Below are 21,708 nucleotides of genomic sequence, written 5' to 3' on the forward strand. Positions count from 1 at the left end.
TCGGTGGAACAGACCAACCACAACTTCCTCAACGGGGGAGGTCAGGCCGGGATCTCTGATCGCATGCGGGAGCTGCTCTCCCGGGCTGCCCAGGAGCATCTCTCGGAGCAGAAATCGCAGGGCGCGATCACCGAGGAGATGCGTCAGCGGCTTGAGGGCATGGAGTGGCTGCTGCGCGAGTTCCGTGAACGGGAACTGGCCGCACTGTCCGAGAACATCACCACGGTCAAGTCCAGCGTCGACGAACTGTCCACCCGTCCCCCCGAGTGGGCCGAGACGCTCGCGGAGCACATCGAGCAGGTGGGCGTACGGGTCAGGCCGCTGTCGGAGATGGCTCCGCTGCGCTCGGACGTCACCGGGCTCGCCGGCGCTCTGGAGACCGCGCTGAGCCGTCTCGCGGAGCTCTCCGACACCGCCGCGCGCACCGCGGACCAGACCACCGCCCTCACCGAGCGGCTGGAGAGCCTGGCCGGTGCCGTCGACCTGCGCCTGTCCCGCATCGACGAGGCCATCGAGTCGCTGAGCACCCGGGCCGCGACCCTGGAGAACGCCGTGGAGTCCGTCGGGGAGCGCCTGGAGCGCCGCTTCGACACCGCCCGTGAACTGGCCGTGGCCGACCACACCGCGCTCACCACCGCCCTGGACGAACAGCGCGAAGCCCTCACCGCACGCCTGGACGAGCAGCACACCGCCCTCGGCGAGACCCGCACCCAGCTCGAACAGCGCATCACCGACACCACCACCTCCCTCAACCGGGAAGCCGCCGAACGCCACACCGCGCTCACCACCGCCCTGGACGAACAGCGCGAAACGCTCACCGCACGCCTGGACGAGCAGCACACCGCCCTCGGCGAGACCCGCACCCAGCTCGAACAGCGCATCACCGACACCACCACCTCCCTCAACCGGGAAGCCGCCGAACGCCACACCGCACTCACCACCGCCCTGGACGAACAGCGCGAAACGCTCACCGCACGCCTGGACGAGCAGCACACCGCGCTGAGCGGCACGCTCTCCCAGAGCGTGGAGTTCCTGACCACGCAGGCCGACGAGAACCACGCCGAGGCCACGGCCGCGATCGCCGACGTCACCAGCGCGGTCGCGAAGCTGGACGGCGCCACCGGGGAGCAGCTCGGCGAGATGCGCGAGCAGTTGCGCAGGAACCGCGCGGAGCTGTCGGAGCAGTTGGGCGTCCAGCACGCGGAGCTGCGCGAGCGCGACGACGAGCAGCACGAGGCGGTGCTGAACCGGCTTGGTGAGGCCGCCGAGGCGCTGCGGTCGGCGATCGACGACGGCCGCTCCGCGACCACCGCGGCGGTCGCGGAGCTGGCCTCCGCGCTGTCGGAGGCGCGGAGCGAGGCCAGGACGGACGTCGCGGCGCTGGAGGAGCGCGTCGCGGCCCGCGTCGAGGAACTGCGCGCCGCCGTGGCCGAGCACGTCCGTTCCCTCGGCGAGACCGTCGGGGAGCGCCACACCGCTCTGGCCGAGCGGTTCGAGGAGCACCGCACGTCCGTCCACGAGCGCCTCGACCAGCACGACCGCGAGTTGACGGAGCGGGTCGACGCCCACCTGGACGCCGTCACCACCAGGCTGGAGACCCAGCACGAGTCGCTGAGCGGCAGGTTCGAGCACGGGCTGGGCAACCTCGGCAGCCGCTTCGACACCTTCGAGGGCCGCTTCGACGGCAGCTTCGAGGGCATCGACGGCAAGCTCGACGGGCTGAACGGCCGCCTGGACGGCCTCGACGGCCGGGTCACCGGTGTGGAGGGCAAGTTCGACGGGGTCAGCGGCCACTTCGAGGGGGTCGACGGCCGCCTGGAGGCGATCGACGACCGGCTGGAGGCGGTCAACCAGCGCCTCTCCCAGCTCCCCGCCTCCATGGAGGTCAGCGAACTGCACCGGCGCCTGAGCGAACTGGTGGAGCGCCCGGTCATCGACCACGGCGACCGCCTCGACTCGCTCGGCCGCAAGCTGGACGAGGGCCTCGACCCGCTGCTGGGCGAACTGCGGGCCCGTCCCGACCGGCACGAGTTCGAGGAGACCATCAGCGAGGCCGTGGAGACGTCGCACGACGACATCACCAAGCGCCTGGCCGCCCTGGAGGAGACCATGCTCGCCCTGGCCGAGGCCCTGCTGCGCCCCGGCCGCGACGGCAAGAAGCGGCGCGCCGCCGCCGCGTTCGACGACGAGGACGACGAGTAGTCCCCGCCGGAACGCACGCGCGAGGGGCCGGTCCGCGCGGACCGGCCCCTCTGCCGTCTGCTCACCGGCTCACAGGCCGGCTCCTTGTCACCGCAGCGGTGTCAGACCGCCGCGACCCTGCGCACAGCGGCCAGATCCCGCTCCAGGTTCCGGATGGCTCGAAGAAGCTGGTCGCGGTTGAGCACCGCACCCGATCCGTCCGAGGCCGCCAGAGCGGCCTGCCGCACAAAAGCGGTGACCCTCATGTCGGCCCGCTCCGCGGCCTCTTCCAGCGCCTGCATCTTCCGCGTCCGGCAACCGGATGGACAACGTGATGTACCGGCCGCTCCGCCTGGGCTTGCGAGCAACCGTGACTTCCCCGCCCCCTTCGAGGTCGGCGAGGCCACGGTGAGTGTCGTGGTACTCCGCGAGTTCGGCCTCGCTCATGCCCTCGGTCGGGTCTTTGCCCTCAGCCATCACACCTCCCGCGCCGTGATCGGGCGAACCCTGTCCCGTTCCTGGTCGTAGCAGACCACCACCACCGCCTTCCTTCCTCCGTCGGTGAAGGAGGAGACGATGAAACGACCGTGGATCTCGGGATGGCGCTTCCACCGATCCGGGTTGAACGGGACCTGCTCGATCTCCTCACGGGTCAACCGGCGTGTCGCACGGCCGAGATCGGCCTCGTCCTTCCCTCACGGAAGAGGATCACAGCGACACCGGAGAATCCCTCACCCCGCCAGCACGCTGCTCACCGGCAGCGAGGTGTCGGTGGCCAGGTCCAGCGGGGACGGCGGCAGCCCGGCGGCCACGACCTCCGCGCCCAGGGCGGCGATCATCGCGCCGTTGTCGGTGCACAGCCGGGGCCGGGGCACCCGCACCTCGACGCCCGCCGCCGCGCAGCGCTCCTCGGCCAGCGCGCGCAGCCGCGAGTTGGCGGCCACCCCGCCGCTGATCACCAGGTGGTCCACGCCGTGCTCCCGGCAGGCGTCCACGGCCTTGCGGGTCAGCACGTCGGCGACCGCCTCCTGGAAGGCCGCGGCCACGTCGGGGACGCTGAGCGCGCGTCCCGCCCGGTCGGCGTCCTCCACCCAGCGGGCCACCGCCGTCTTCAACCCGGAGAACGAGAAGTCGTAGCTGCCGTCGCCCCACTTGCCGCGCGGGAAGTGGATCGAGCGGCCGTCGCCGTCGCGGGCCGCGCGGTCGATCGGCGGCCCGCCCGGGTAGGGCAGGTCGAGCAGGCGCGCCACCTTGTCGTAGGCCTCGCCCGCGGCGTCGTCCACGGTCTCGCCGAGCAGGTGCACGTCGGTGGCCAGGTCCCGCACCAGCAGCAGCGACGTGTGCCCGCCGGAGACCAGCAGGGCCACCACCGGTTTGGGCAGCGGGCCGTGCTCCAACTGGTCCACGGCGACGTGGCCGACCAGGTGGTTGACCCCGTACAGCGGCCGGTCCAGGGCCAGGGCGTAGGCCTTGGCCGCCGACAGGCCCACGAGCAGCGCCCCGGCCAGTCCGGGGCCCGCGGTGACCGCGATCGCGTCCACGTCGGACAGCCGCACCCCGGCGCGTTCGGCGGCCCGGCGCACGGTGGGCGTCATCGCCTCCAGGTGCGCGCGGCTGGCGACCTCGGGCACCACCCCGCCGAACCGGGCGTGCTGGTCGACGCTGGAGGCCACCTCGTCGGCGAGCAGTTCGCAGCCGCGCACGAAGGCGACCCCGGTCTCGTCACAGGAACTCTCGATCCCCATGACCAGGGGAGGGACAGTGGTCATCGCTCTTCCTCAACGGGCTCCAGGCGGCGCATGACAACGGCGTCGGCGCCGACGTAGTAACCGGGGCGCACCCCGATCTCGGTGAACCCGAACCGGCGGTACAGGTCCTGGGCGCGCGGGTTGTCCGAGCGCACCTCCAGGAACACCGCGCTGATCCCGCGGCGGCGCGCCTCGTCCAGCAGCGCGGACAGCAGGGTGCGGCCGATGCCGCGCCCCCACCGGTCGGGGGCCACGGCCATGGTCTGCACATCGCCCTCGGGCGGCACCGCGCGCAGCCCCGCGTATCCGACGATCCGTCCCCCGTCGTCCCGGGCGACCAGGTAGTGGCGGTCGGGCTGGGCGAGTTCGTCGCGCAGCATCCCCTCGGTCCAGGCGTCGTCGGGGAACAGTTCGTGTTCCAGCGCCATGACCTCGGCGACGTCGTCGGCGGTCATCGGGCGCAACACGGTACTCATCGGGTCCGCTCCAGTTCGGCCGCCGTGGGCTGGCGCACCCTCTTGGGCGCGCCCGGCTCCCGGGCGTCGGGGCGGCGCAGGTACAGCGGGCGCGGCTCGGGCAGTTCGACGCCGTCGAGCAGCGCGCGTACGGCGAGTTCACCGAGCGCGGCGGCCGACGGGTACAGCGGTTCGACCGCCTCCGGGTCCTGTCCGAAGACGTCGGCGTACAACCGCGCCCCGTGGCCGATCACCGGCGCTCCCCCGGGGTCGACGGCGGCGGGCCGGTCCACGGCGATGTCACCGACCCGGGTGGCGGAGTCGGCGTAGCGCGCCCAGAACACCTCTTTGCGGCGGGCGTCGGTGGCGGCGACGAACGGTCCGGTGCGTCCCGACGCCCACGCGAGGGCGTCCAGGGTGGCCACGCCCACGCACGGCACGCCCAGCGCCTCGGCGAGGGCGTGCGCGGTGGCCAGGCCCACGCGCAGCCCCGTGTAGGGTCCCGGGCCGATGCCCACGGCAACGTGGGTGACGTCGGTCAGCGCGGTGTCGGCCGCGGCCACGACGGAGCGGATCTGGGGGGCGAGCAGTTCGCCGTGGCGGCGGGCGTCGACGGAGGAGCGGGCAGCGCGCACCCGCACACCGTCGGTCCCGGGTTCGCACAGTGCCGTGGTGACGGCGGGGGTGGCGGTGTCAAAAGCCAGAAGCAGCACGGTCGACCAGCCTATTCGAGTTCGTCGGCGGAGAGGGCGGCCAGCGCTGTGCTCCAGCGGGCTCCGACGCGGCGGATCCGCACCGTCCGGGTGTCGTCGGCGTGCCGATCGATGGCGATCTCCAGGCGGTCGTCGCTGAGCCACTCGGCCATCCCCTCGCCCCACTCGACGACGGTCACCGCCTCCTCCATGCCCAGGTCGAGGTCGAGGTCGTCGAGTTCGTCGGGGCCGCCGAGCCGGTAGGCGTCGACGTGCACCAGGTCGGGGCCGCCGCCGAGGTTGGGGTGGGTGCGGGCGATCGCGAAGGTCGGCGAGGTGACGGGGCCGCGCACCCCGAGCCCCTCACCGAGTCCCTGGGTGAAGGTGGTCTTGCCCGCGCCCAGCGGCCCGGAGAGGATGAGCAGGTCTCCGGCGCGCGTCTCGGCCGCGACCGCGCTGCCCAGTGCGCGCATCGCGGTGTCGGTGGCGACGGTGACGGTTGTCGTGTCGGTCAAGGCGGTGTCGGTCATGTCCGTTCGGCTCACGGTGGTCGGCGGAAGGAGACGGGGGGTGTGGTCGCCGTACACCACCAGGGTAGGCACTGCGCGGAGCGCGCCGGACGGTCAGCGCACCGCGCCGGTGTAGGTGCGCGGCACGCGCCGCCCGATGCGGGTGACGATCTCGTAGGAGATGGTGTCCAGGACGTCGGCCCAGTCCTGGGCGGTGGGTTCGCCGTCGTCTCCGGGGCCGAACAGGATCGCGCGGTCGCCGGGGCGGACCGTGTCCTCGCCGATGTCCACGACGAACTGGTCCATGCACACGGTTCCCGCGATGGTGCGGCGGCGACCGGCCACGAGCACGGGGCCCCGGTTGGTGGCCGCGCGGGGCACGCCGTCGCCGTAGCCGAGGGGGACGAGCACCAGGTTGGTCTCGCGGTCGGTGACGTAGCGGTACCCGTAGGAGACGCCGCTTCCGGCGACGGCCCGCTTGCGGCCGACGAGCGCGGCGCTCAGGGTCATGGCGGGGCGCAGGCCCGGAACGGCGAGGTCGGGGATCGGCGACAGCCCGTAGGAGGCGATGCCGGGGCGCACCAGGTCGAACCGGGCGTCGGGCCGGGTCAGGACGGCCGCGGAGTTGGCGATGTGCCGGATCTCGGGGCGCAGTCCGGCCTTGTCGGCGACGGCCAGCGCCTCGTGGAAGGCCTCCAGTTGCGCGGTGGTGGCGGGGTGTTCGGGCTCGTCGGCGCAGGCGAAGTGGGAGAACACCCCGGTGACGGTGGCCACCCCCTCGGCCTCGGCGCGCGCGAGGGCGGCGACCGCGTCCGGCCAGTCGGCGGGGCCGATGCCGCCCCGGTTCAGTCCAGTGTCGGCCTTGAGCTGGACGCGGGCGACGCGTCCGCTGCGCCGGGCCGCGTCGACGACCTCGTCGACGACCCAGGAGGAGCCGACGCCGATGTCGATTCCGGCTTCGATCGCCTCGGTGAGCGGTTCACCCGGGGGGACGAGCCACGCCAGGACGGGCGCGTCGATCCCGGCGGCGCGCAGCCGCAGCGCCTCGGCGATGAACGCGGTGCCCAGCCAGGTCGCTCCTCCGGCGAGCGCGGCCCGCGCGGCGGGGACCATTCCGTGCCCGTAGCCGTCGGCTTTGACCACGCCCATGACCAGCGCGCCCTCGGCCCGCTCGGCGAGCAGGGCGATGTTGCCGCTGATGGCGTCCAGGTCGACCCTGGCTTCGGCGAAAGGTGGCATGCCTGCAAGTCTGGCACGAAACCGGATGATACGGCGCTGTGACCTGCGGGACGTCCCGGCCCCGGGGGGAGGGGCGAGGAAGCCCTGCCCCGGGAGGGCCCGGGACCTCCCCTTCCGGGAAGGCTGGGCAGCGTCCGGGGCCTTCCGGGTGTCTGCCCGTACCGTTCTCCCCGAGGGCCGAGGCCCCGAGCCCCCTCGGGCCGGGGACCCCTCCCTCAGCCTCCCGGCACTGGCGGAACCCCGGCCCCGGAGGCGGCGGGGTCTTCCAGGAGGCGGCTGGTGCTCTTCGGCAGCAGCAGCCCGAGCAGGCCCGCCGCGGCGGCGGGGAGCTGGCCGGGGGCGGCCACGCCCAGGATCGCGCTGACGGTGGCCCTGGGGGTGCGCAGGAAGTGGCGCAGGCTCGGATGGTCACGGGGCACCGTCCAGCCGCTCACCAGCAGCGACGCCAGGGCCAGCGCTCCGGCCAGCGCCCAGCGGGCGTCGGCGGTGGCGAGGGTGGCGAACCAGTCGCCCAGGGCCGTGGCGGTGGCGACCGCGTAGGCCCCACCCGGTCCGGTGCTCGGCGCGTCGAGCGGCGCGGCCACCACGGCCGCCGCGACCGCCGCCGTCGCCAGGGCCGCGGAGGCGGCCAGGCCGAGCCGCTCCGCCAGGTCGCGCGCTTCCTCGCCCAGTTCCGCGCGGTCGGGCACGCGCCGCCACGGCCGCCCCGCGGCACGGGCCGCGCCCATGGCGTGCTCGCGGCGGCGACGCAGGAACCGCCAGGCCGCGCAGAGCGCCACCGGTCCCCGGCTGGCCGCGGCGAGCTGCACCGCGAACTCGTGCAGGACGGACGCCGCCGCCTGGGTGAGAGTCACCGGGAACCGCGCCCAGACCAGGGCGGCCCTGCGGAAGAGGGGAGCGATGTCCCCGGGCAGGTGGGAGCGTCGCCACACCGCGCGGCCGTGGGCCCTGGCGGTGAGCCGCCGCAGCGGGGCCGTTCCCGGCGGGGGCGGCGCGCTCTCCGCGGCGAACCCGAGCATCCGGTGGTCCAGCAGTACCGCGCAGACCAGCAGGACCAGCAGCAGCCAGCGGGTCGCCGCCCCGTTGCCGTAGAGCGCGAAGACCGCCGAGGTGAGCGCGGTGGGTTCCAGGCCCGCCAGTACCGCGTTGTGGTTGAGGTGCTCCAGCGCGGCCGCGCCGAGGGCGAGCGGCGGCAGCAGCCACAGTCTGGCCCCGTACAGGCCGCGCCCCACGACGGCCAGGCCGAGTGCGGCGCCGACCAGACCGGTGGTGACGGCGTGCCCGGAGAAGCGGATGCCCGTGCCCGGCAGGTCCACCCAGCCGGGAAGCGGGGTGAGCAGCCCGCCCTGCGGCAGCAGCGGGTCGGGGAGCCCGCCGAACAGCAGGGTGCGCGCGAGCGTCTCCGCGAGCTGGAAGCCCGCGCCGCAGGCCGCCGCGGCCAGCAGGTAGTCCACGGCGGCGAAGCGCCGCAGTCGGTGCCGCGCCACCAGCCAGAACAGCAGAAGCGGAGTGAACTTGGCGATCTCCTCGACGGGAACCGCGAGGTAGGCGTAGGCGAGCGGGTCGGCGGGGTCGAGCCCCACGGCCGCGGCCACGCTCACCTCCACGAGCAGCACCGGCCAGGTGGTCAGCGCGCCGAGGACGGCCAGGCGCAGCAGCGCGGCGAAGCTGAGGGTCCGCGACCGGGCCAGCCAGGCGAGCTGGACGAGCAACCACACCGTCAGCAGGGTGGCGGGGAGCACACCGGAGGTTCCGGGGACGAACAGCAGGGCGAGGACGAGCACAACCGTCATCGCCCACCCCCACACGCCGCGCAGCGCGCGCGACAGGGCGGCGATCCGGGGCGTCCGTTCGCGGACCGCCTCGGCCCAGCCGAGGAGGCGCTCGGCCGGGTCGCGGCGGGGACGGGAGGTGCGCGCGTGTCGGCCGCCCTGCTCCAGGCAGCCGTAGCGGACGGCGGCGTCCAGCAGTTCGGGGTCGCGGGTGGTCCGCGCGGTCTCGGCGAACTCGGCACGCGCCCGGCCGATGTCGGCTCCGACGAGTGCGCGCACGTAGTCGGCGGGTCCGGCCGCCACGGTGAGCTCGTCGGCGGTGACCAGGACCGCGGCGGAGAGGTCCTCCAGGCAGACCAGGAAGTCGGTGGGTTCGTCGCCCCAGCTCCGGATGACCCCGACCAGGGACTGGGTGGCCGCCCGTACCTGGGTCACCGGATCGTAGGCGTGTTCGGACCTGGTGCGGCAGATCAGCAGGTGCTCCACGCCCACCGCGGCGGCCGCGGCGGTGATCCGCTCGATCAGGGAGGTGTCGCGCGATGCGGTGAACGGCGCCACCACCTTGCGGTCGAGTTCGATCCAGCCCCGGTCGAACTCGGTGGCGGTGGCGCAGATCCGCAGTACCAGATCGCGCGTGAGCATGGCCTGCTGGTCCATGGCCTCGTTTTCCCGTGTCCGGTGTGGTGGCACAACACGTCGCGCCGGAGCGGTCCGGCGAAGTGCCTACGTTATCGCGACGAATCCACCCTTTTTCAAGACGTCCGGCGGTTCTGTCCCACCCCGCGAACGGCACGCGCGCCGCTGTTTCCGGAATCGCCGAACGCACCGGACATCAGTCCGATGCCGGGAGGCCGGGGAGGGGATGCGGTGTTCCGGGTGGGGAGGCACGGGGTGGCGGCGGGCGGTCGGGGCGTCCCGGCGCCGCGTCCGCCCGCGTCTCCGCCTTCCCGCGCTTTCCGGGGTGGTCCGTACCGGGGTGTCGGGGTGTGGTGTCCGGTGTTCTTCCGGGTGGTCCGGCTGCGGGGGCGCGGGTGGGTCGGCGCCGGGGGCGCCTGGGAACCGATGCCGGGAAGTCAGTCTCCGGGGAGGACGAGGTCGGCCAGCACGGCGAGGTGGTCGCTGCCGGGGACGGGGTGGACGCCGGTCCGCGCGGTCCGGACGCGCGTGTCCACCAGGACGTGGTCGAGGACCAGACCGGGGCTGCCCCGTGCCGGCCAGGTGGTCGTGAGGCCGTTGCCGACGGCGGCGGCCGCGTCGGTGTAACCGGAGGCGAGCAGGTCCCGGAAGGCGGAGTGGTCGTGGGTGGCGTTGAAGTCCCCGGCCAGGATGCGGACCGTCCCGGCGGGCTCGGCCCGCGGCAGGTCCTCCAGGTAGGCGGTCCACTCCCGGGCCGGGGCCGCCCCCAGGGGCGGGAACGGGTGGACGGAGACGACTTCCACGGCGGGTGCTCCGGGGATCTCGACGCCCGCCCACGGCATCGCGGGCTCGTACCGGGTCGGCCCGGGCAGCGCGGTGAGCGGGTACCGGGAGTACAGGCCGCCGCCGGAGGCTCCGGGCAGGGCGTCGACCACCGCGTGCGGCAGCGGCTCGTCGAGTCCCGCCTCGGCCAGGGCGCGCGCCGCGTCGGGGGTGAGCTCCTGGACGCTGAGCAGGTCGGCGCCGGTGGTCCGGACCAGTTCGACGACGGTGCGCGCGTCCGCCCGGCCCAGCGCCATGTTCAGGGTGAGCACCCGCAGGGTCGGCCCGTCGGGGGCGGGGGCGGGCGGGGCGTCGGTGAGGGCGCGCGGCAGGAGGAAGGCCGCGAACGCGACGGCGACCGCCACGGCGGCCGCCACAGGCTGCCAACACCGCGTCAGGAGGGCCGCCGCCAGCGGCAGCACCGCCGTGGCCGCCGCGTACGGGGTGAGGGCCACGACCATGGCCAGGGGGTACCCTCCGTCCAGGCCGAGTCCGCGGACGAGCGCCCACAGCGCCCAGGGCAGCAGGAGCAGCCACGCGAGCGCGCCCGGCAGCCGCCACCGGCGGCCCCCGCCGCTCTTCGGCCGCCTCTCCGTCGGCGGGGTGGCGTTGGCGCTGCGGTCCACGGGCTCTCCCCTCGTCGCACTCCGCGCTCGGCGCCGCACGTGACGGCCCGAGGGATGGGATGCGTCCGGGACGCGCGGGGTTCGCGCTCCGTGACCCCGTGCCTCAGCTCCGCAGTTCGCGGGCGCGCCGCAGGCCGAGTCCGACGACGTCGGCGACGAAGGTGTGCCCGGGGTCCTCCGGGGTGGTCAGCATGTCCAGGCGGGACTCGTCGACCCAGGCGAACCCGGTGTGCCTGTCCGGTTCCAGCACGGGCGCGCCGAGGTCGCCCTCGACCCGCACCAGGTAGTCCACCTCGAACCGTTCGACCCCGTCGTCGGGGGTCCAGGCGAGGCGGCACAGTTCGGCGAGGACGCCGGTGAGCCGCCAGCCGGTCTCCTCGCGGACCTCCCGCTCCAACGCCTCGACGACGCCCTCCCCGGCCTCGACGTGTCCGCCGACGATGTCCCAGGCGTTGGGGAAGAGCGCGCGGTCCGGCGAGCGCCGCTGGACGAAGGCGCGCCCCTCCGCGTCGACGACCACGGCTCCGACCACCCAGCGGCGCCCGTCGTCGGTCTCCGGTATCTCGATTCCCTCCGCGATCTCCATAAGGGTGATCCTGGCAGCACGGGGCCGCGCTCCGCGTCCGCGCCCCCGGTGTCACAGTCCTCCGTCGACCGCCGCGAGCGCTCCCGGGATCGCGTCGAACAGGTCGGAGGCGCTGACGGGCGCGCCGTCGTGGGCGGTGCGGGCGGCCAGGCCGTGCAGGTAGGCGCCGCACGTGGCGGCCTCCCACGGGGCCAGTCCGGTCGCCAGCAGCGCCCCGATCATGCCCGCCAGCACGTCCCCGCTTCCCGCGGTGGCCAGCAGCGGCGTGCCCGTCGGGTTGGCCGCCACCGGCGCCCCCGGTTCGGCGACGAGTGTCGTGGAGCCCTTCAGCAGCACGGTGCAGCCGTACTCCTCGGCGGCGCGGACCACGTGGTCCAGCCGGTTCGCCTCGATGTCGGCGCGTTCGGCCCCCGGCAGCAGCCGGGCCAGCTCCCCGGCGTGCGGGGTGAGCAGCGTGGGGGCGCCGCGTCCGCGCACCAGCTCCGGGGAACGCGCCAGCAGGGTGGTGGCGTCGGCGTCCACCAGCACCGGCACGTCGGTGTCCAGCACCGCCGCCAACTCCGCCGCGGCCGTCGGATGCAGTCCCCGTCCCGGACCGATCACCCATGCCGCCACCCGCTTCGGCAGGCTGGCGACCGGGTCCATGGGGTCCAGGACCGACACCACCGCCTCCGGCCAGCGGCTCACCACCTCGCGTGCCACGCCCTGCTGCCCCGTGTAGCGCAGCATGCCCACGCCGGTGCGCAGCGCGCCCCCCGCGGCGAGCACCGCGGCCCCGCGGTAGCGGTCGCTGCCCGCGGCCAGTCCGAGCACGCCCCGGCGGTACTTGTCGGTCTCCGCCTCGGAGCGCGGCAGCAGTGCGGCGACGTCGGCGGCCTGCGGGGCGACCACGCGCGGCTCGGGCAGCTCCCCCGCCAGCCCGATGTCCACGAACTCGACCACCCCGGCGCGCTCCGCTCCGGGGTCGACGAACAGTCCCGGCTTGTGGGTCCCGAAGGTGACGGTGACGTCGGCGCGCACGCTGGCCCCGGGGACCGCGCCGGTGTCGGCGTCGATCCCGCTGGGCAGGTCCACCGCGACCACGGCGGCGTAGGTCGACTCGGTCAGCGCGGCCAGGTGGGCGTACGGCTCGCGCAGGGCGCCCCGCGCGCCGATCCCCACGAGTCCGTCCACGACGAGGTCGGCGGCGGCGACGAGCGCCTCGGCCTCCTCCACCGAAGCGCTCCGACCGCCGGCGGCGCGCAGCGCGGCCAGCCCGCGCCGGTGGGCGGACCCACCCGCCGCGACCGCGGCCACCGAGGCCCCCCGCCGGGCCAGTTCGGCCCCCGCGAAGAGCGCGTCCCCGCCGTTGTCTCCGCTGCCGACCAGCAGCACCACCCGCGCCCCGTACACCCGGGGCAGGATGCGCACGCAGACCGCGGCCAGCCCGGCGGCCGCCCGCCGCATCAGGGCGCCGTCCGGAAGCCGCGCCATGAGCGCGTTCTCGGCCGCGCGGACGGTTTCCACGGTGTGTGCGGTGCGCATGCTCTCCCCCATCCGGTCGGTTCTCGGGTACGCCGCACGTTATGCCCGCCTCCCGGTGCGATCATGATGGGGCGGCCCCATCATGGGGACGCGCCGTGGCGGCCCCACCCGGCTACCCCATCCGCGTACATGTGCCACCGTTGTCTCCTGGTTTACTTTTTCCACCGCGAAGATCAGTCGTCATTCATCGAGCAGCAGCACGGACACTTCCATGACCTACACCGACGACCGTGTCACCACCGAATCCGGCTTGACCGACCGCGTCTCCCTCCTGCAGAACGCCATGCACAAGCTCGGCGCGGACGTCATCCGGCTGCAGACCCAGCTCACCGAGATCGCGACCGCGGCTCCGCCGAAGCAGCAGGAGCGCTCCTCCACGTCGCAGTTCATCTTCAACCTGTCCCGCGAGGAGTACCGGGGGGAACTCGCCGCCCTCGTCTCCTGGGTGAACGACTTCCTGATGCCGGTCTACGCGGGTCCGGCGACCCGCTGGTGCCCCTCCTGGTGGGAGCACCACGAGGCGGTGGGGCGGCTGCACGCGGTGCGCCTGGCCTACCTGGAGCTGACCGACACCGCCGTCTCCGGGCCGTCCGGGCCGGGCGTCTGGCACCGCGACCACCTGGATCCCGCCCTGGACCGGCTGTTCGCGTCCGACGGTCCCTTCGCCGACTGCCTGGGGCCCACCGGCCACCACCCCAGGGGCGTCTGAGCGGCTCAGGTCTTGCGCAGCCGGACCCGGCGGACCCGGTGGTCCTCCCCCTTGTACAGGACCAGGGTGGCGCGCGGCCGGGTGGGGATGATGTTCTCCACGAGGTTGATCTCGTTGATGGTGCGCCACGTGCTCATCGCGAACTCCCGGGCCTCGGTCTCGGGCACGGAGGTGGCCATGTCGTGGAAGTAGGAGCGGGGGTCCCCGAACGCGGTGCGGCGCAGTTCCAGGAACCGGTCCAGGTACCAGGACCGGATGTGCTCCACCCGGGCGTCCACGTAGATGGAGAAGTCGAAGAAGTCGACCAGCGCCAGCCGTCCCGCCGGTGGCGGTTGGAGCACGTTGATGCCCTCGACGATGAGGATGTCGGGGCGGTGCACGGTCTGCGTCTGGTCGGGCAGGATGTCGTAGGCCAGGTGCGAGTAGATGGGGATCTCCATCTTGTCGGCGCCGGCCTTCATCTCCGAGACGAACCGCAGCAGCGCGCGCCGGTCGTAGCTCTCGGGGAAGCCCTTGCGGTTCATGATCCCGCGTTCCCGCAGCACCGCGTTGGGGTAGAGGAAGTTGTCGGTGCTGACCAGCTCGACGTTGGGATGGTCGGGCCACTGCGCCAGCAGCGCCCGCAGCAGCCTGGCCGTGGTGGACTTGCCGACGGCCACGCTCCCGGCCACCCCGATGACGAAGGGGGTGGGGCGGTCGCTCTCCCCGAGGAAGCCGCGTACCGCCGCGTGGCGTTGCCTGGTCGCCTTGACGTACAGGTTGAGCAGCCGGGACAGCGGCAGGTAGACGTCGCGGACCTCGTCCAGTGAGGTGGGGTCCGCGGTACCGCGGAGCACCTCCAACTCCGCTTCGGTCAGCGACAGCGGGGTCGCCGCGCGCAACTCTGCCCATGACTGGCGGTCGAGTTCCACGTACGGCGTCAGGAAGCCGTTCTTCGTCGCATGAGACACGTCTGCCCACCCTAGACGAACGGGATTCGGAACCGGCGCGCGGCCCGACTCTTCCCTTCCCACGGATTCCACGAGGTCACGCTCCCCGTCCGACTCCTGACGGAGCGGGCACCAAGCCCTTCCCCATGAGACGCAAAAAGACCCCATAAGCGAACTACCCGACACTTGGGGATAGTTGGTCCCAAATGACATTCGCCCGTCCGTTCGCCCCCCCCCTGGAGCAACCGGAGGAGTGGGAACCCTCATGTCCGTCTCCCGTACCCGTCCCCGAAGTCCCTCGGTCCACCCTCCCCCCGAGCGGAGGAGCGCCTCCTCGACCGTGTGGGCCCTGGCCCGGATCAACCTGGGGCTGGGCTACCTGTGGACGTTCCTGGACCTGACGTTCGGACTGGGCTGGCACGCCCCCGCCGACCGCGCCTGGCTCACCGGAAACAGCCCGATCCGGTGGTCCCTGGCCAACCTGGACGGTCCCCTCGCGGACCTCGCCCACCCCCTGGCCGGGCACCCCGTGCTCGACCTGTCCCTGATGGTCGTCCTCTTCCTGCTCGCCGCGGCCTTCACCCTGGGCGTCGCCCTGCGCACCGCCGCGGTCGGCAACGCGGTGGTGCTGGGCCTCTCGGCGCTGGTCCGGCTCCCCGACTCCGCGACCCTGCTCGTCAACACCCACCTGATGCTGATCCTGCTGGGTTTCGGACTGGCCGTAAGCAACGCCGGCGAGCTGTGGGGAGCCGGCCGGGCGTGGCGGCAGAGTCCGCTTGTGCGCCGTCTTCCCTGGTTGCGATGATGGGCCGACACGGGTCCCGCCAAAAATTCTTGTGTGAGAAGCCGGACGCTTCCGAAGGCTCACCCTGAGAGAACCCACCGGTCCCGACCTGCGTCGAATGCCGGGCACGAACCACTGGTCTATACCGTTACCTGCGAAAATCACGATTGGACCAGCCCGTGGCAACTCTCCTCGGACGCCTTTATTGGTTACTCTGACGCTCATGTGTGGAATCGTTGGCTACGTCGGGCCGAAACCGGCGCTGGAAGTCGTCGTTGATGGCCTGGCCAGGCTTGAGTACCGGGGATACGACTCCGCCGGAGTCGCCGTCCTCAGCGACGGCAAGCTCCAAACCGAGAAGCGGGCCGGCAAGCTGGCGAACCTGCGGTCCGCGCTGCAGAACAATCCGCGCTCCGCGGACGGCATCGGCATCGGCCACACCCGCTGGGCCACACACGGCGCCCCCACCGACGGCAACGCCCACCCCCACATCGACAACACGAGCCGGGTGGCGGTCATCCACAACGGCATCATCGAGAACTTCGCGCAGTTGCGGTTGGAGCTGGAGGAGCGCGGCTGCAAGTTCCTCTCCGAGACCGACACCGAGGTCGCCGCCCACCTGCTCAGCGAGGAGCTCAAGGACCGCGGCGACAGCGACCTGGCCGCGGCGATGCGTTCGGTCTGCCGCCGCCTGGAGGGAGCCTTCACCCTGGTCGCGATCTCGGTGGACGACCCCGAACTCGTGGTGGCCGCGCGCCGCAACTCCCCGCTCGTGGTCGGCCGCGGCAAGGGGGAGAACTTCCTCGCCAGCGACGTCGCCGCGTTCATCGCACACACCCGCGACGCCGTCGAACTCGGCCAGGACCAGGTGGTCGAGCTGCGCCCCGACTCGGTCACGATCACCGACTACGACGGCGCGCCCGCCCCCGTGCGCGAGTACTACGTGGACTGGGACGCCTCCGCCGCCGAGAAGGGCGGCTACGACTACTTCATGCTCAAGGAGATCGTCGAGCAGCCGTACGCGGTGGCCGACACCCTCCTGGGCCGCGTCGGCGTGGACGGCACCCTCACCCTGGACGAGATGCGGCTCGCCCCCCACGAACTCCGCCAGATCTCCAAGGTCGTCATCATCGCCTGCGGCACCTCCTACCACGCGGGCCTGATCGCCAAGTACGCGATCGAGCACTGGTGCCGCATCCCGTGCGAGGTCGAGGTCGCCAGCGAGTTCCGCTACCGCGACCCGATCCTGGACAGCCAGACCCTGGTCATCGCCATCTCCCAGTCCGGCGAGAGCATGGACACCCTGATGGCGGTGCGTTACGCCCGTGAGCAGCACTCCCGGGTCCTGGCCATCTGCAACGTCAACGGCTCCACGATCCCCCGCGAGTCCGACGGCGTGCTCTACACGCACGCGGGTCCCGAGGTCGGCGTGGCCGCCACCAAGACCTTCCTGACCCAACTGGTGGCCTGCTACCTCGTGGGCCTCTACCTGGCCCAGGTGCGCGGGCTGAAGTTCGGCGACGAGATCAACGCGATCATCGAGCAACTGGCCCGGATGCCCGAGCAGGTCGGCAGGGTGCTGGAGACCGTGGAACCGGTCCGGGAGCTGGCCCGCTCCCTCGCCGACGCGAAGACCGTGCTGTTCCTGGGGCGGCACGTGGGCTACCCGGTGGCGATGGAGGGCGCTCTGAAGCTCAAGGAGCTCGCCTACATGCACGCGGAGGCGTTCGCCGCGGGCGAGCTGAAGCACGGTCCCATCGCGCTCATCGAGGAGGGGCTGCCGGTGGTCGTCGTGGTCCCCTCCAGGGAGGGCCGCGGCGTGCTGCACGACAAGATCGTCTCCAACATCCAGGAGATCCGGGCCCGGGGCGCGCGCACCATCGTGATCGCCGAAGAGGGCGACGAGAGCGTGCGCCCCTACTCCGACGCGCTCATCGAGATCCCCTCGGTGCCCACCCTGCTCCAGCCGATCGTGGCCACCGTCCCGTTGCAGGTGTTCGCCTGCGAACTGGCCCTGGCCAAGGGCAACGACGTGGACCAGCCGCGCAACCTGGCCAAGAGCGTGACGGTGGAGTAGCGCCGCCGCCCACGCCGAAGGGGCTGGTTCTCCGGGAGAACCAGCCCCTTCGCCGCCTCCCGGAGTACTCACCGAATCCCGGTGACGGTGTCCGGGTGCGGCCGCGCAACCGGAACGCGGGGCGCTCCGGCCGCATGGGGGACCGCAGAGCCCCTCCGGTTGCTCGGGAGTGCGGACCCGCTGTGCCCAGCCCGGCCAGGGGCATTCCACGGAACCCTTCGGAGTGGGATGCCCCGGCTGCCAGCGGGCGGTCGAGGCACCCCGCCCCGCGCGTGAAGGACCATCCCGCACCGACAGGCACCGGCTCGTGGTGCCGATGTGCTTGCCAACGGATCCGCCTGTGGAAGCGCGGGCGGAGTCGGCGCCGGGGCGCCTCCCCCACCCGCTGCCGGCCCGGGGCCGCTCCCTCCGGCCTTCCGGGAGGAAGCCTCCACCCACCACAGAACCAGACCGTCAGACCTCGGCCGGTCAGGCCGGTCGAACCTCCCGGGGCGGAGCAGAGCTTCGGCGAGGCGGTCGTTCACCTTGGCGGGACAACGCAATGCCTCTTCGAACGCCTCAGCCTCCTCATTGAGAGAGACGAACGAGTCGACGACTCGCGGTGGCGCTGAGACGAGCGGCTCCGGTCGCCTCCTCCAGCAGTCGCTCCGCCGGGAGTCAACCGAGTTCGGCCCGCACCACCTGGGCGAGGCGCTCCGCGACGGCCTGGGCGCGGTCGTGGGAGGGGGCCTCGACCATCACCCGCACCATCGGCTCGGTGCCGCTGGGACGCAGCAGCACCCGCCCGTTGTCGCCGAGTTCCGCCTCGGCCCCGGCGACCTCCGCGGCGATCCGCGCCGAGGTCGCGACCCGCGTCTTGTCCACGCCGCGCACGTTCACCAGCACCTGGGGCAGCCGGTTCATGACCTTGGCCAGCTCCGCGAGCGCCACGCCCCTGCGGTTCACCGCGGAGAGCAGGTGCAGTCCGGTCAGCAGGCCGTCGCCGGTGGTGGCGTGCCGCTGCAGGATGACGTGTCCGGACTGCTCGCCGCCGAGTGAGTACGACCCGGCCCGCATCGCCTCCAGGACGTAGCGGTCCCCGACCGGGGTCTCGACCACGGTGATCCCGGCCTCCTTCATGGCGAGTTTGAGGCCCAGGTTGGACATGACGGTGACCACGAGGGTGTCCTCGGCGAGTTCGTCCGCCTCGTGCAGCTCCAGCGCCAGGATGGCCATGATCTGGTCGCCGTCGATGTCGGAGCCGTCCGCGGCCACCGCCAGGCAGCGGTCCGCGTCCCCGTCGTGCGCGATGCCCGCGTCGGCGCCGTGCTCCAGCACCGCCGCGCGCAGCGCGTCCAGGTGCGTGGACCCGCAGCCGTCGTTGATGTTGAGGCCGTCGGGGTTGTTGCCGACCGCGATGACCTCGGCGCCCGCACGGCGCAGCGCCTCGGGGGCGATTCCGACCGCGGCGCCGTTGGCGCAGTCCACGACCACCCTGAGACCGTCCAGCCGGTGGGGCAGGGAGTCCACCAGGTGCCTGATGTAGCGTTCGGCGCCGTCGGGGGTGTCGGTCACCCGGCCCACGTCCGCGCCGGTCGCGCCCGGCGCCGGGTCGCCCAGCCGCCGCTCGATCTCGTCCTCGGTCTCGTCGGGCAGTTTGTGGCCGCCCCGCGCGAAGAACTTGATGCCGTTGTCCGGGGCCGGGTTGTGACTGGCCGAGAGCATGACGCCGAAGTCCGCGTCCAGCTCCCCCGTCAGGAAGGCCACGGCCGGGGTGGGCAGCACGCCGAGCCGGACCACGTCCACCCCCGCGCTGGCCAGTCCCGCGACCATCGCGGCTTCCAGGAACTCTCCCGAGGCACGCGGGTCACGCCCGACCACCGCGCGGGGGCGTCTCCGGGCGGTGGTGTTCCGCTCCGGCAGTACCTCGGCCGCCGCGATCGCGAGCTCCAGTGCCAGTCCAGCGGTGAGGTCGCGTCCCGCGAGCCCGCGGACTCCGTCAGTGCCAAACAGCCGTGTCACGAACCAATCGCTCCGTTTCGTCCCAGTGATGGCGCTGGTGAACCGCCATGAGAACCAGTATGCGGCGGCCGACCGCGCGGATCGTCGACAAAAACGACTATGGCCCGCACTGGCCACCGTCGGTGCGACGAGTGACTGGCGGGCCTGGGACCTGTTCCTCCGGTGAGGACACGTCCAGTCGTGGCCGCGTCGTACGACGCGGCCGGGAAGGCTCCTACCGCTTGGAGTACTGCGGGGCCTTGCGGGCCTTCTTGAGACCGGCCTTCTTGCGCTCGACCTGGCGAGCGTCGCGGGTGAGGTAGCCGGCCTTCTTCAGCGTCGAACGGTTGTGCTCGGGGTCCATGGCGGCGAGCGCGCGGGCGAGGCCGTGACGGAGCGCGCCGGCCTGACCGCTGGTGCCGCCTCCGGTCAGACGGGCGAAGACGTCGTAGGCGTCCTCGAAGCCCAGCGCGACCAGGGGCTCCTTGATGAGCTGCTGGTGCACCTTGTCCGGGAAGTAGACCTCGAGCGGCTTGCCGTTGATCTTCCACTCGCCGCCGCCCGGAACGACACGGACGCGCGCGACAGCGGTCTTGCGCCGTCCGGTCCCCATGGCGGGCCCGGCAGCGGCCGGAATGTACGTCTCGCCGACCGTCTCGGGGCTCTCGGTTGTGTACTCGGCCGGGAACTCCTCGGAGTTCTCGTCGAATTCCTGAACGTCTTCGATGCCGGTGGGCTCGACCACGGTTCTCCTCGTACTTCCTTAGTCTCGCGAACGCCTACGCGGGCTGCTCGATCTTGGTGATCTCGAACGGCACCGGCTGCTGGGCCTGGTGCGGGTGCTCCGGCCCGGCGTACACCTTGAGCTTCTTGGCCATCTGGCGGCCGAGAGAGTTCTTCGGCAGCATGCCCTTGACCGCCTTCTCCACAGCGCGGGCCGGGTTCTTGGCCATCAGGTCGCTGTAGGGGACAGAACGCAGACCACCGGGGTAGCCGGAGTGACGGTAGGCCCGCTTCTGCTCCAGCTTCTTGCCGGTCAGCGCCACCTTGTCGGCGTTCACGACGATCACGTAATCACCGGTGTCGATGTGAGGCGCGTAGTACGGCTTGTGCTTACCGCGAAGCAGCACGGCGACGTGGCTGGCCAGCCTGCCGAGCACGACATCGGAGGCGTCGATGACGTGCCACTGACGCTGGACATCGCTGGGCTTGGGGCTGAATGTGCGCACGATCGTATTGCCTTCTCAGTCGGCGGTATCCGTCTCCACCTGCGGAGACGGGAAACTCGTATTACTGGCCCGAAAAGCGCCCGGTGCCCCGGGAGTCCCTTCGGTAGGTTTGAGTGCGCAGACGGTGATGCGTGATCGGCGCCCAACGAGGTCTGGTGGGAACCCACGGCAACTCAACGCACAACAACGGAGAATCATAACCCGCGCACGGGCCACAGGTCAAAGCGACCCATGATCATCCTGTTCATGCCATGGGTCGGCCAGCGCTCGTGTCGCGGTACGCGATTACTCCACTCTCATTATGCCTTGACCGACGAGTACTTTTGCACCGCCACCGGTCCCGACCCTCCGGGTCGATCACACCACCGCGCGTCTTTCGAGGTCAGCGGCTTGACCGCAGGGAACCGGACGGTGGAACGGTCCACTGCGGAAAGCACCTGACTAGGATGGTGCCGGCAGTGTCGCCACCGCCTTCCGACACACGAGGATAGCGCGTGGCCGAAAACCCCCCGTCACCGCTCTCCCACCTCCCGACCCCCTGGCGGTGTGTCCGCCTGAACGTGCGACGCTCCGACAGGACCGTTTCGCCCCCCTAGTCCGGTTCGCGGCTTTGCGACCGATCCTGTACAGGCGAGAATACGGAATTCGTGACGCAGCACGCGGTGGGGACGGGCCGCCTCCGGCCCCGTTCCCCGCCCCAGGACAGCATCCGGAGTCTCCCATCGCACCGCATCCGAACGAGCCCACCGACGGCCGTGCCCCCTACGGTCCGTCGTATCCTCCCGCGCCCGTGAACCAGGGCCCGGACGAGACCGCGCAGGCTCCGCGGTCAGCGCCCCCCGCTTCCCACCCCGGCCCCGCCCAGGGCGGAGACGTCCTCCGGTCGGGCCCCCGGTCTCCGCTGGATCCGCCTCCGTCGGCCGCGCGTCCGCCGCTGCCGCCGTCAGGCCCGCAGCAACCCGTGCCCGGCACCACACCCCCGCCCCACCCCGGCCTCGGGCCACAGCCGCCGCACGGAGCCCCCCTTCCCCCCGCGGCCCCGGGCCCCCAGCCCCCCGCCGCCGCTCCTCCGGGCCCACCCGGCGCCATCGCCCCCTCAGGCCCCCAGCAACCCCCCGCCCACCCGGCCCCCTCGGGACCGCAGCAGCCCCCGACCGCGTGGAACTCCCCCAGCGGCGCACAACACCCCCACCCACCCCACCAAGGGCCA

19 protein-coding genes are annotated in these 21,708 nt (G+C 72.6%); 4 read left to right on the top strand and 15 right to left on the bottom strand.

The features are described 5' to 3' along the window. Positions 1-3: 3 nt before the first annotated feature. Positions 4-2,202 carry an apolipoprotein A-IV repeat region-like domain-containing protein gene (locus NI17_RS16045; RefSeq protein WP_243597524.1) on the top strand — a complete coding sequence of 733 codons (2,199 nt, stop codon included), beginning with the start codon at positions 4-6 and terminating at the stop codon, positions 2,200-2,202. A 101-nt stretch (positions 2,203-2,303) separates the two neighbouring features. Here NI17_RS16045 and NI17_RS16050 read toward each other — a convergent pair whose 3' ends face one another. The 11 genes from NI17_RS16050 to NI17_RS16100 all read right to left on the bottom strand — a co-directional run bounded on the left by NI17_RS16050 (position 2,304) and on the right by NI17_RS16100 (position 12,790). After that, the gene (locus NI17_RS16050; RefSeq protein ID WP_068688363.1) at positions 2,304-2,483 is read right to left on the bottom strand and encodes a hypothetical protein; all 180 of its coding nucleotides are present in this window, start codon (positions 2,481-2,483) and stop codon (positions 2,304-2,306) included. 174 nt (positions 2,484-2,657) lie between these two features. Beyond that, positions 2,658-2,837, bottom strand: a complete 180-nt coding sequence (locus NI17_RS16055) for a BrnT family toxin (RefSeq protein ID WP_068688361.1) — start codon at positions 2,835-2,837, stop codon at positions 2,658-2,660. A 75-nt stretch (positions 2,838-2,912) separates the two neighbouring features. Next, positions 2,913-3,950 (bottom strand): tRNA (adenosine(37)-N6)-threonylcarbamoyltransferase complex transferase subunit TsaD, encoded by a 1,038-nt coding sequence (gene tsaD, locus NI17_RS16060; protein WP_068688359.1) that lies wholly within the window; start codon positions 3,948-3,950, stop codon positions 2,913-2,915. Further along, complete coding sequence (gene rimI, locus NI17_RS16065; protein WP_068688357.1) at positions 3,947-4,405, bottom strand: ribosomal protein S18-alanine N-acetyltransferase; 459 nt, start codon at positions 4,403-4,405, stop codon at positions 3,947-3,949. The genes tsaD and rimI overlap by 4 nt, the downstream gene beginning before the upstream one ends. Next, on the bottom strand, positions 4,402-5,097 hold the full coding sequence (gene tsaB, locus NI17_RS16070; RefSeq protein WP_068688355.1) for a tRNA (adenosine(37)-N6)-threonylcarbamoyltransferase complex dimerization subunit type 1 TsaB: 696 nt from the start codon (positions 5,095-5,097) through the stop codon (positions 4,402-4,404). The genes rimI and tsaB overlap by 4 nt, the downstream gene beginning before the upstream one ends. An 11-nt stretch (positions 5,098-5,108) precedes the next feature. Further along, a complete protein-coding gene (gene tsaE, locus NI17_RS16075) occupies positions 5,109-5,606 on the bottom strand; it encodes a tRNA (adenosine(37)-N6)-threonylcarbamoyltransferase complex ATPase subunit type 1 TsaE (protein WP_068688353.1) in 498 nt (165 codons plus the stop codon). 93 nt (positions 5,607-5,699) lie between these two features. Further along, the gene (alr, locus tag NI17_RS16080; protein WP_068688352.1) at positions 5,700-6,824 is read right to left on the bottom strand and encodes an alanine racemase; all 1,125 of its coding nucleotides are present in this window, start codon (positions 6,822-6,824) and stop codon (positions 5,700-5,702) included. Between the two features lie 215 nt (positions 6,825-7,039). After that, positions 7,040-9,253 carry a PrsW family intramembrane metalloprotease gene (locus NI17_RS16085; protein WP_243597525.1) on the bottom strand — a complete coding sequence of 738 codons (2,214 nt, stop codon included), beginning with the start codon at positions 9,251-9,253 and terminating at the stop codon, positions 7,040-7,042. A gap of 416 nt (positions 9,254-9,669) precedes the next feature. Continuing rightward, positions 9,670-10,680 carry an endonuclease/exonuclease/phosphatase family protein gene (locus NI17_RS16090; protein ID WP_243597526.1) on the bottom strand — a complete coding sequence of 337 codons (1,011 nt, stop codon included), beginning with the start codon at positions 10,678-10,680 and terminating at the stop codon, positions 9,670-9,672. 103 nt (positions 10,681-10,783) lie between these two features. Beyond that, complete coding sequence (locus tag NI17_RS16095; protein ID WP_199859933.1) at positions 10,784-11,266, bottom strand: NUDIX domain-containing protein; 483 nt, start codon at positions 11,264-11,266, stop codon at positions 10,784-10,786. Positions 11,267-11,317: 51 nt separating this feature from the next. Then, positions 11,318-12,790: an NAD(P)H-hydrate dehydratase gene (locus NI17_RS16100; protein ID WP_068688463.1), complete on the bottom strand. Its 1,473-nt coding sequence runs from the start codon at positions 12,788-12,790 to the stop codon at positions 11,318-11,320. Positions 12,791-13,001: 211 nt separating this feature from the next. Between NI17_RS16100 and NI17_RS16105 the strand changes: the two genes are divergently transcribed. Beyond that, a complete protein-coding gene (locus NI17_RS16105; protein WP_068688348.1) occupies positions 13,002-13,499 on the top strand; it encodes a DUF4913 domain-containing protein in 498 nt (165 codons plus the stop codon). A 5-nt stretch (positions 13,500-13,504) separates the two neighbouring features. Here the strand turns inward: NI17_RS16105 and coaA are convergent, their stop codons facing one another. Next, positions 13,505-14,410 (bottom strand): type I pantothenate kinase, encoded by a 906-nt coding sequence (gene coaA / locus NI17_RS16110; RefSeq protein ID WP_068688346.1) that lies wholly within the window; start codon positions 14,408-14,410, stop codon positions 13,505-13,507. 283 nt (positions 14,411-14,693) lie between these two features. Between coaA and NI17_RS16115 the strand changes: the two genes are divergently transcribed. Together NI17_RS16115 and glmS are read left to right on the top strand one after the other, a co-directional pair. Continuing rightward, positions 14,694-15,233: a hypothetical protein gene (locus tag NI17_RS16115; protein ID WP_068688344.1), complete on the top strand. Its 540-nt coding sequence runs from the start codon at positions 14,694-14,696 to the stop codon at positions 15,231-15,233. Between the two features lie 202 nt (positions 15,234-15,435). Further along, positions 15,436-17,289 (top strand): glutamine--fructose-6-phosphate transaminase (isomerizing), encoded by a 1,854-nt coding sequence (gene glmS / locus NI17_RS16120; RefSeq protein ID WP_068688342.1) that lies wholly within the window; start codon positions 15,436-15,438, stop codon positions 17,287-17,289. Positions 17,290-17,946: 657 nt separating this feature from the next. On the opposite strand, the gene glmM is transcribed toward glmS, so the two are convergent. The 3 genes from glmM to rplM all read right to left on the bottom strand — a co-directional run bounded on the left by glmM (position 17,947) and on the right by rplM (position 20,498). Beyond that, positions 17,947-19,290, bottom strand: coding sequence for a phosphoglucosamine mutase (glmM, locus tag NI17_RS16125; RefSeq protein ID WP_068688340.1), 1,344 nt, complete (start codon positions 19,288-19,290; stop codon positions 17,947-17,949). A gap of 214 nt (positions 19,291-19,504) precedes the next feature. Further along, entirely contained in the window at positions 19,505-20,014 is a 510-nt protein-coding gene (gene rpsI / locus NI17_RS16130; RefSeq protein WP_068688338.1) for a 30S ribosomal protein S9, read from the bottom strand. A gap of 34 nt (positions 20,015-20,048) precedes the next feature. Next, on the bottom strand, positions 20,049-20,498 hold the full coding sequence (gene rplM / locus NI17_RS16135) for a 50S ribosomal protein L13 (protein WP_068688336.1): 450 nt from the start codon (positions 20,496-20,498) through the stop codon (positions 20,049-20,051). Positions 20,499-21,708: the final 1,210 nt, after the last annotated feature.

The organism is Thermobifida halotolerans (assembly GCF_003574835.2).
Lineage (GTDB): Bacteria > Actinomycetota > Actinomycetes > Streptosporangiales > Streptosporangiaceae > Thermobifida > Thermobifida halotolerans.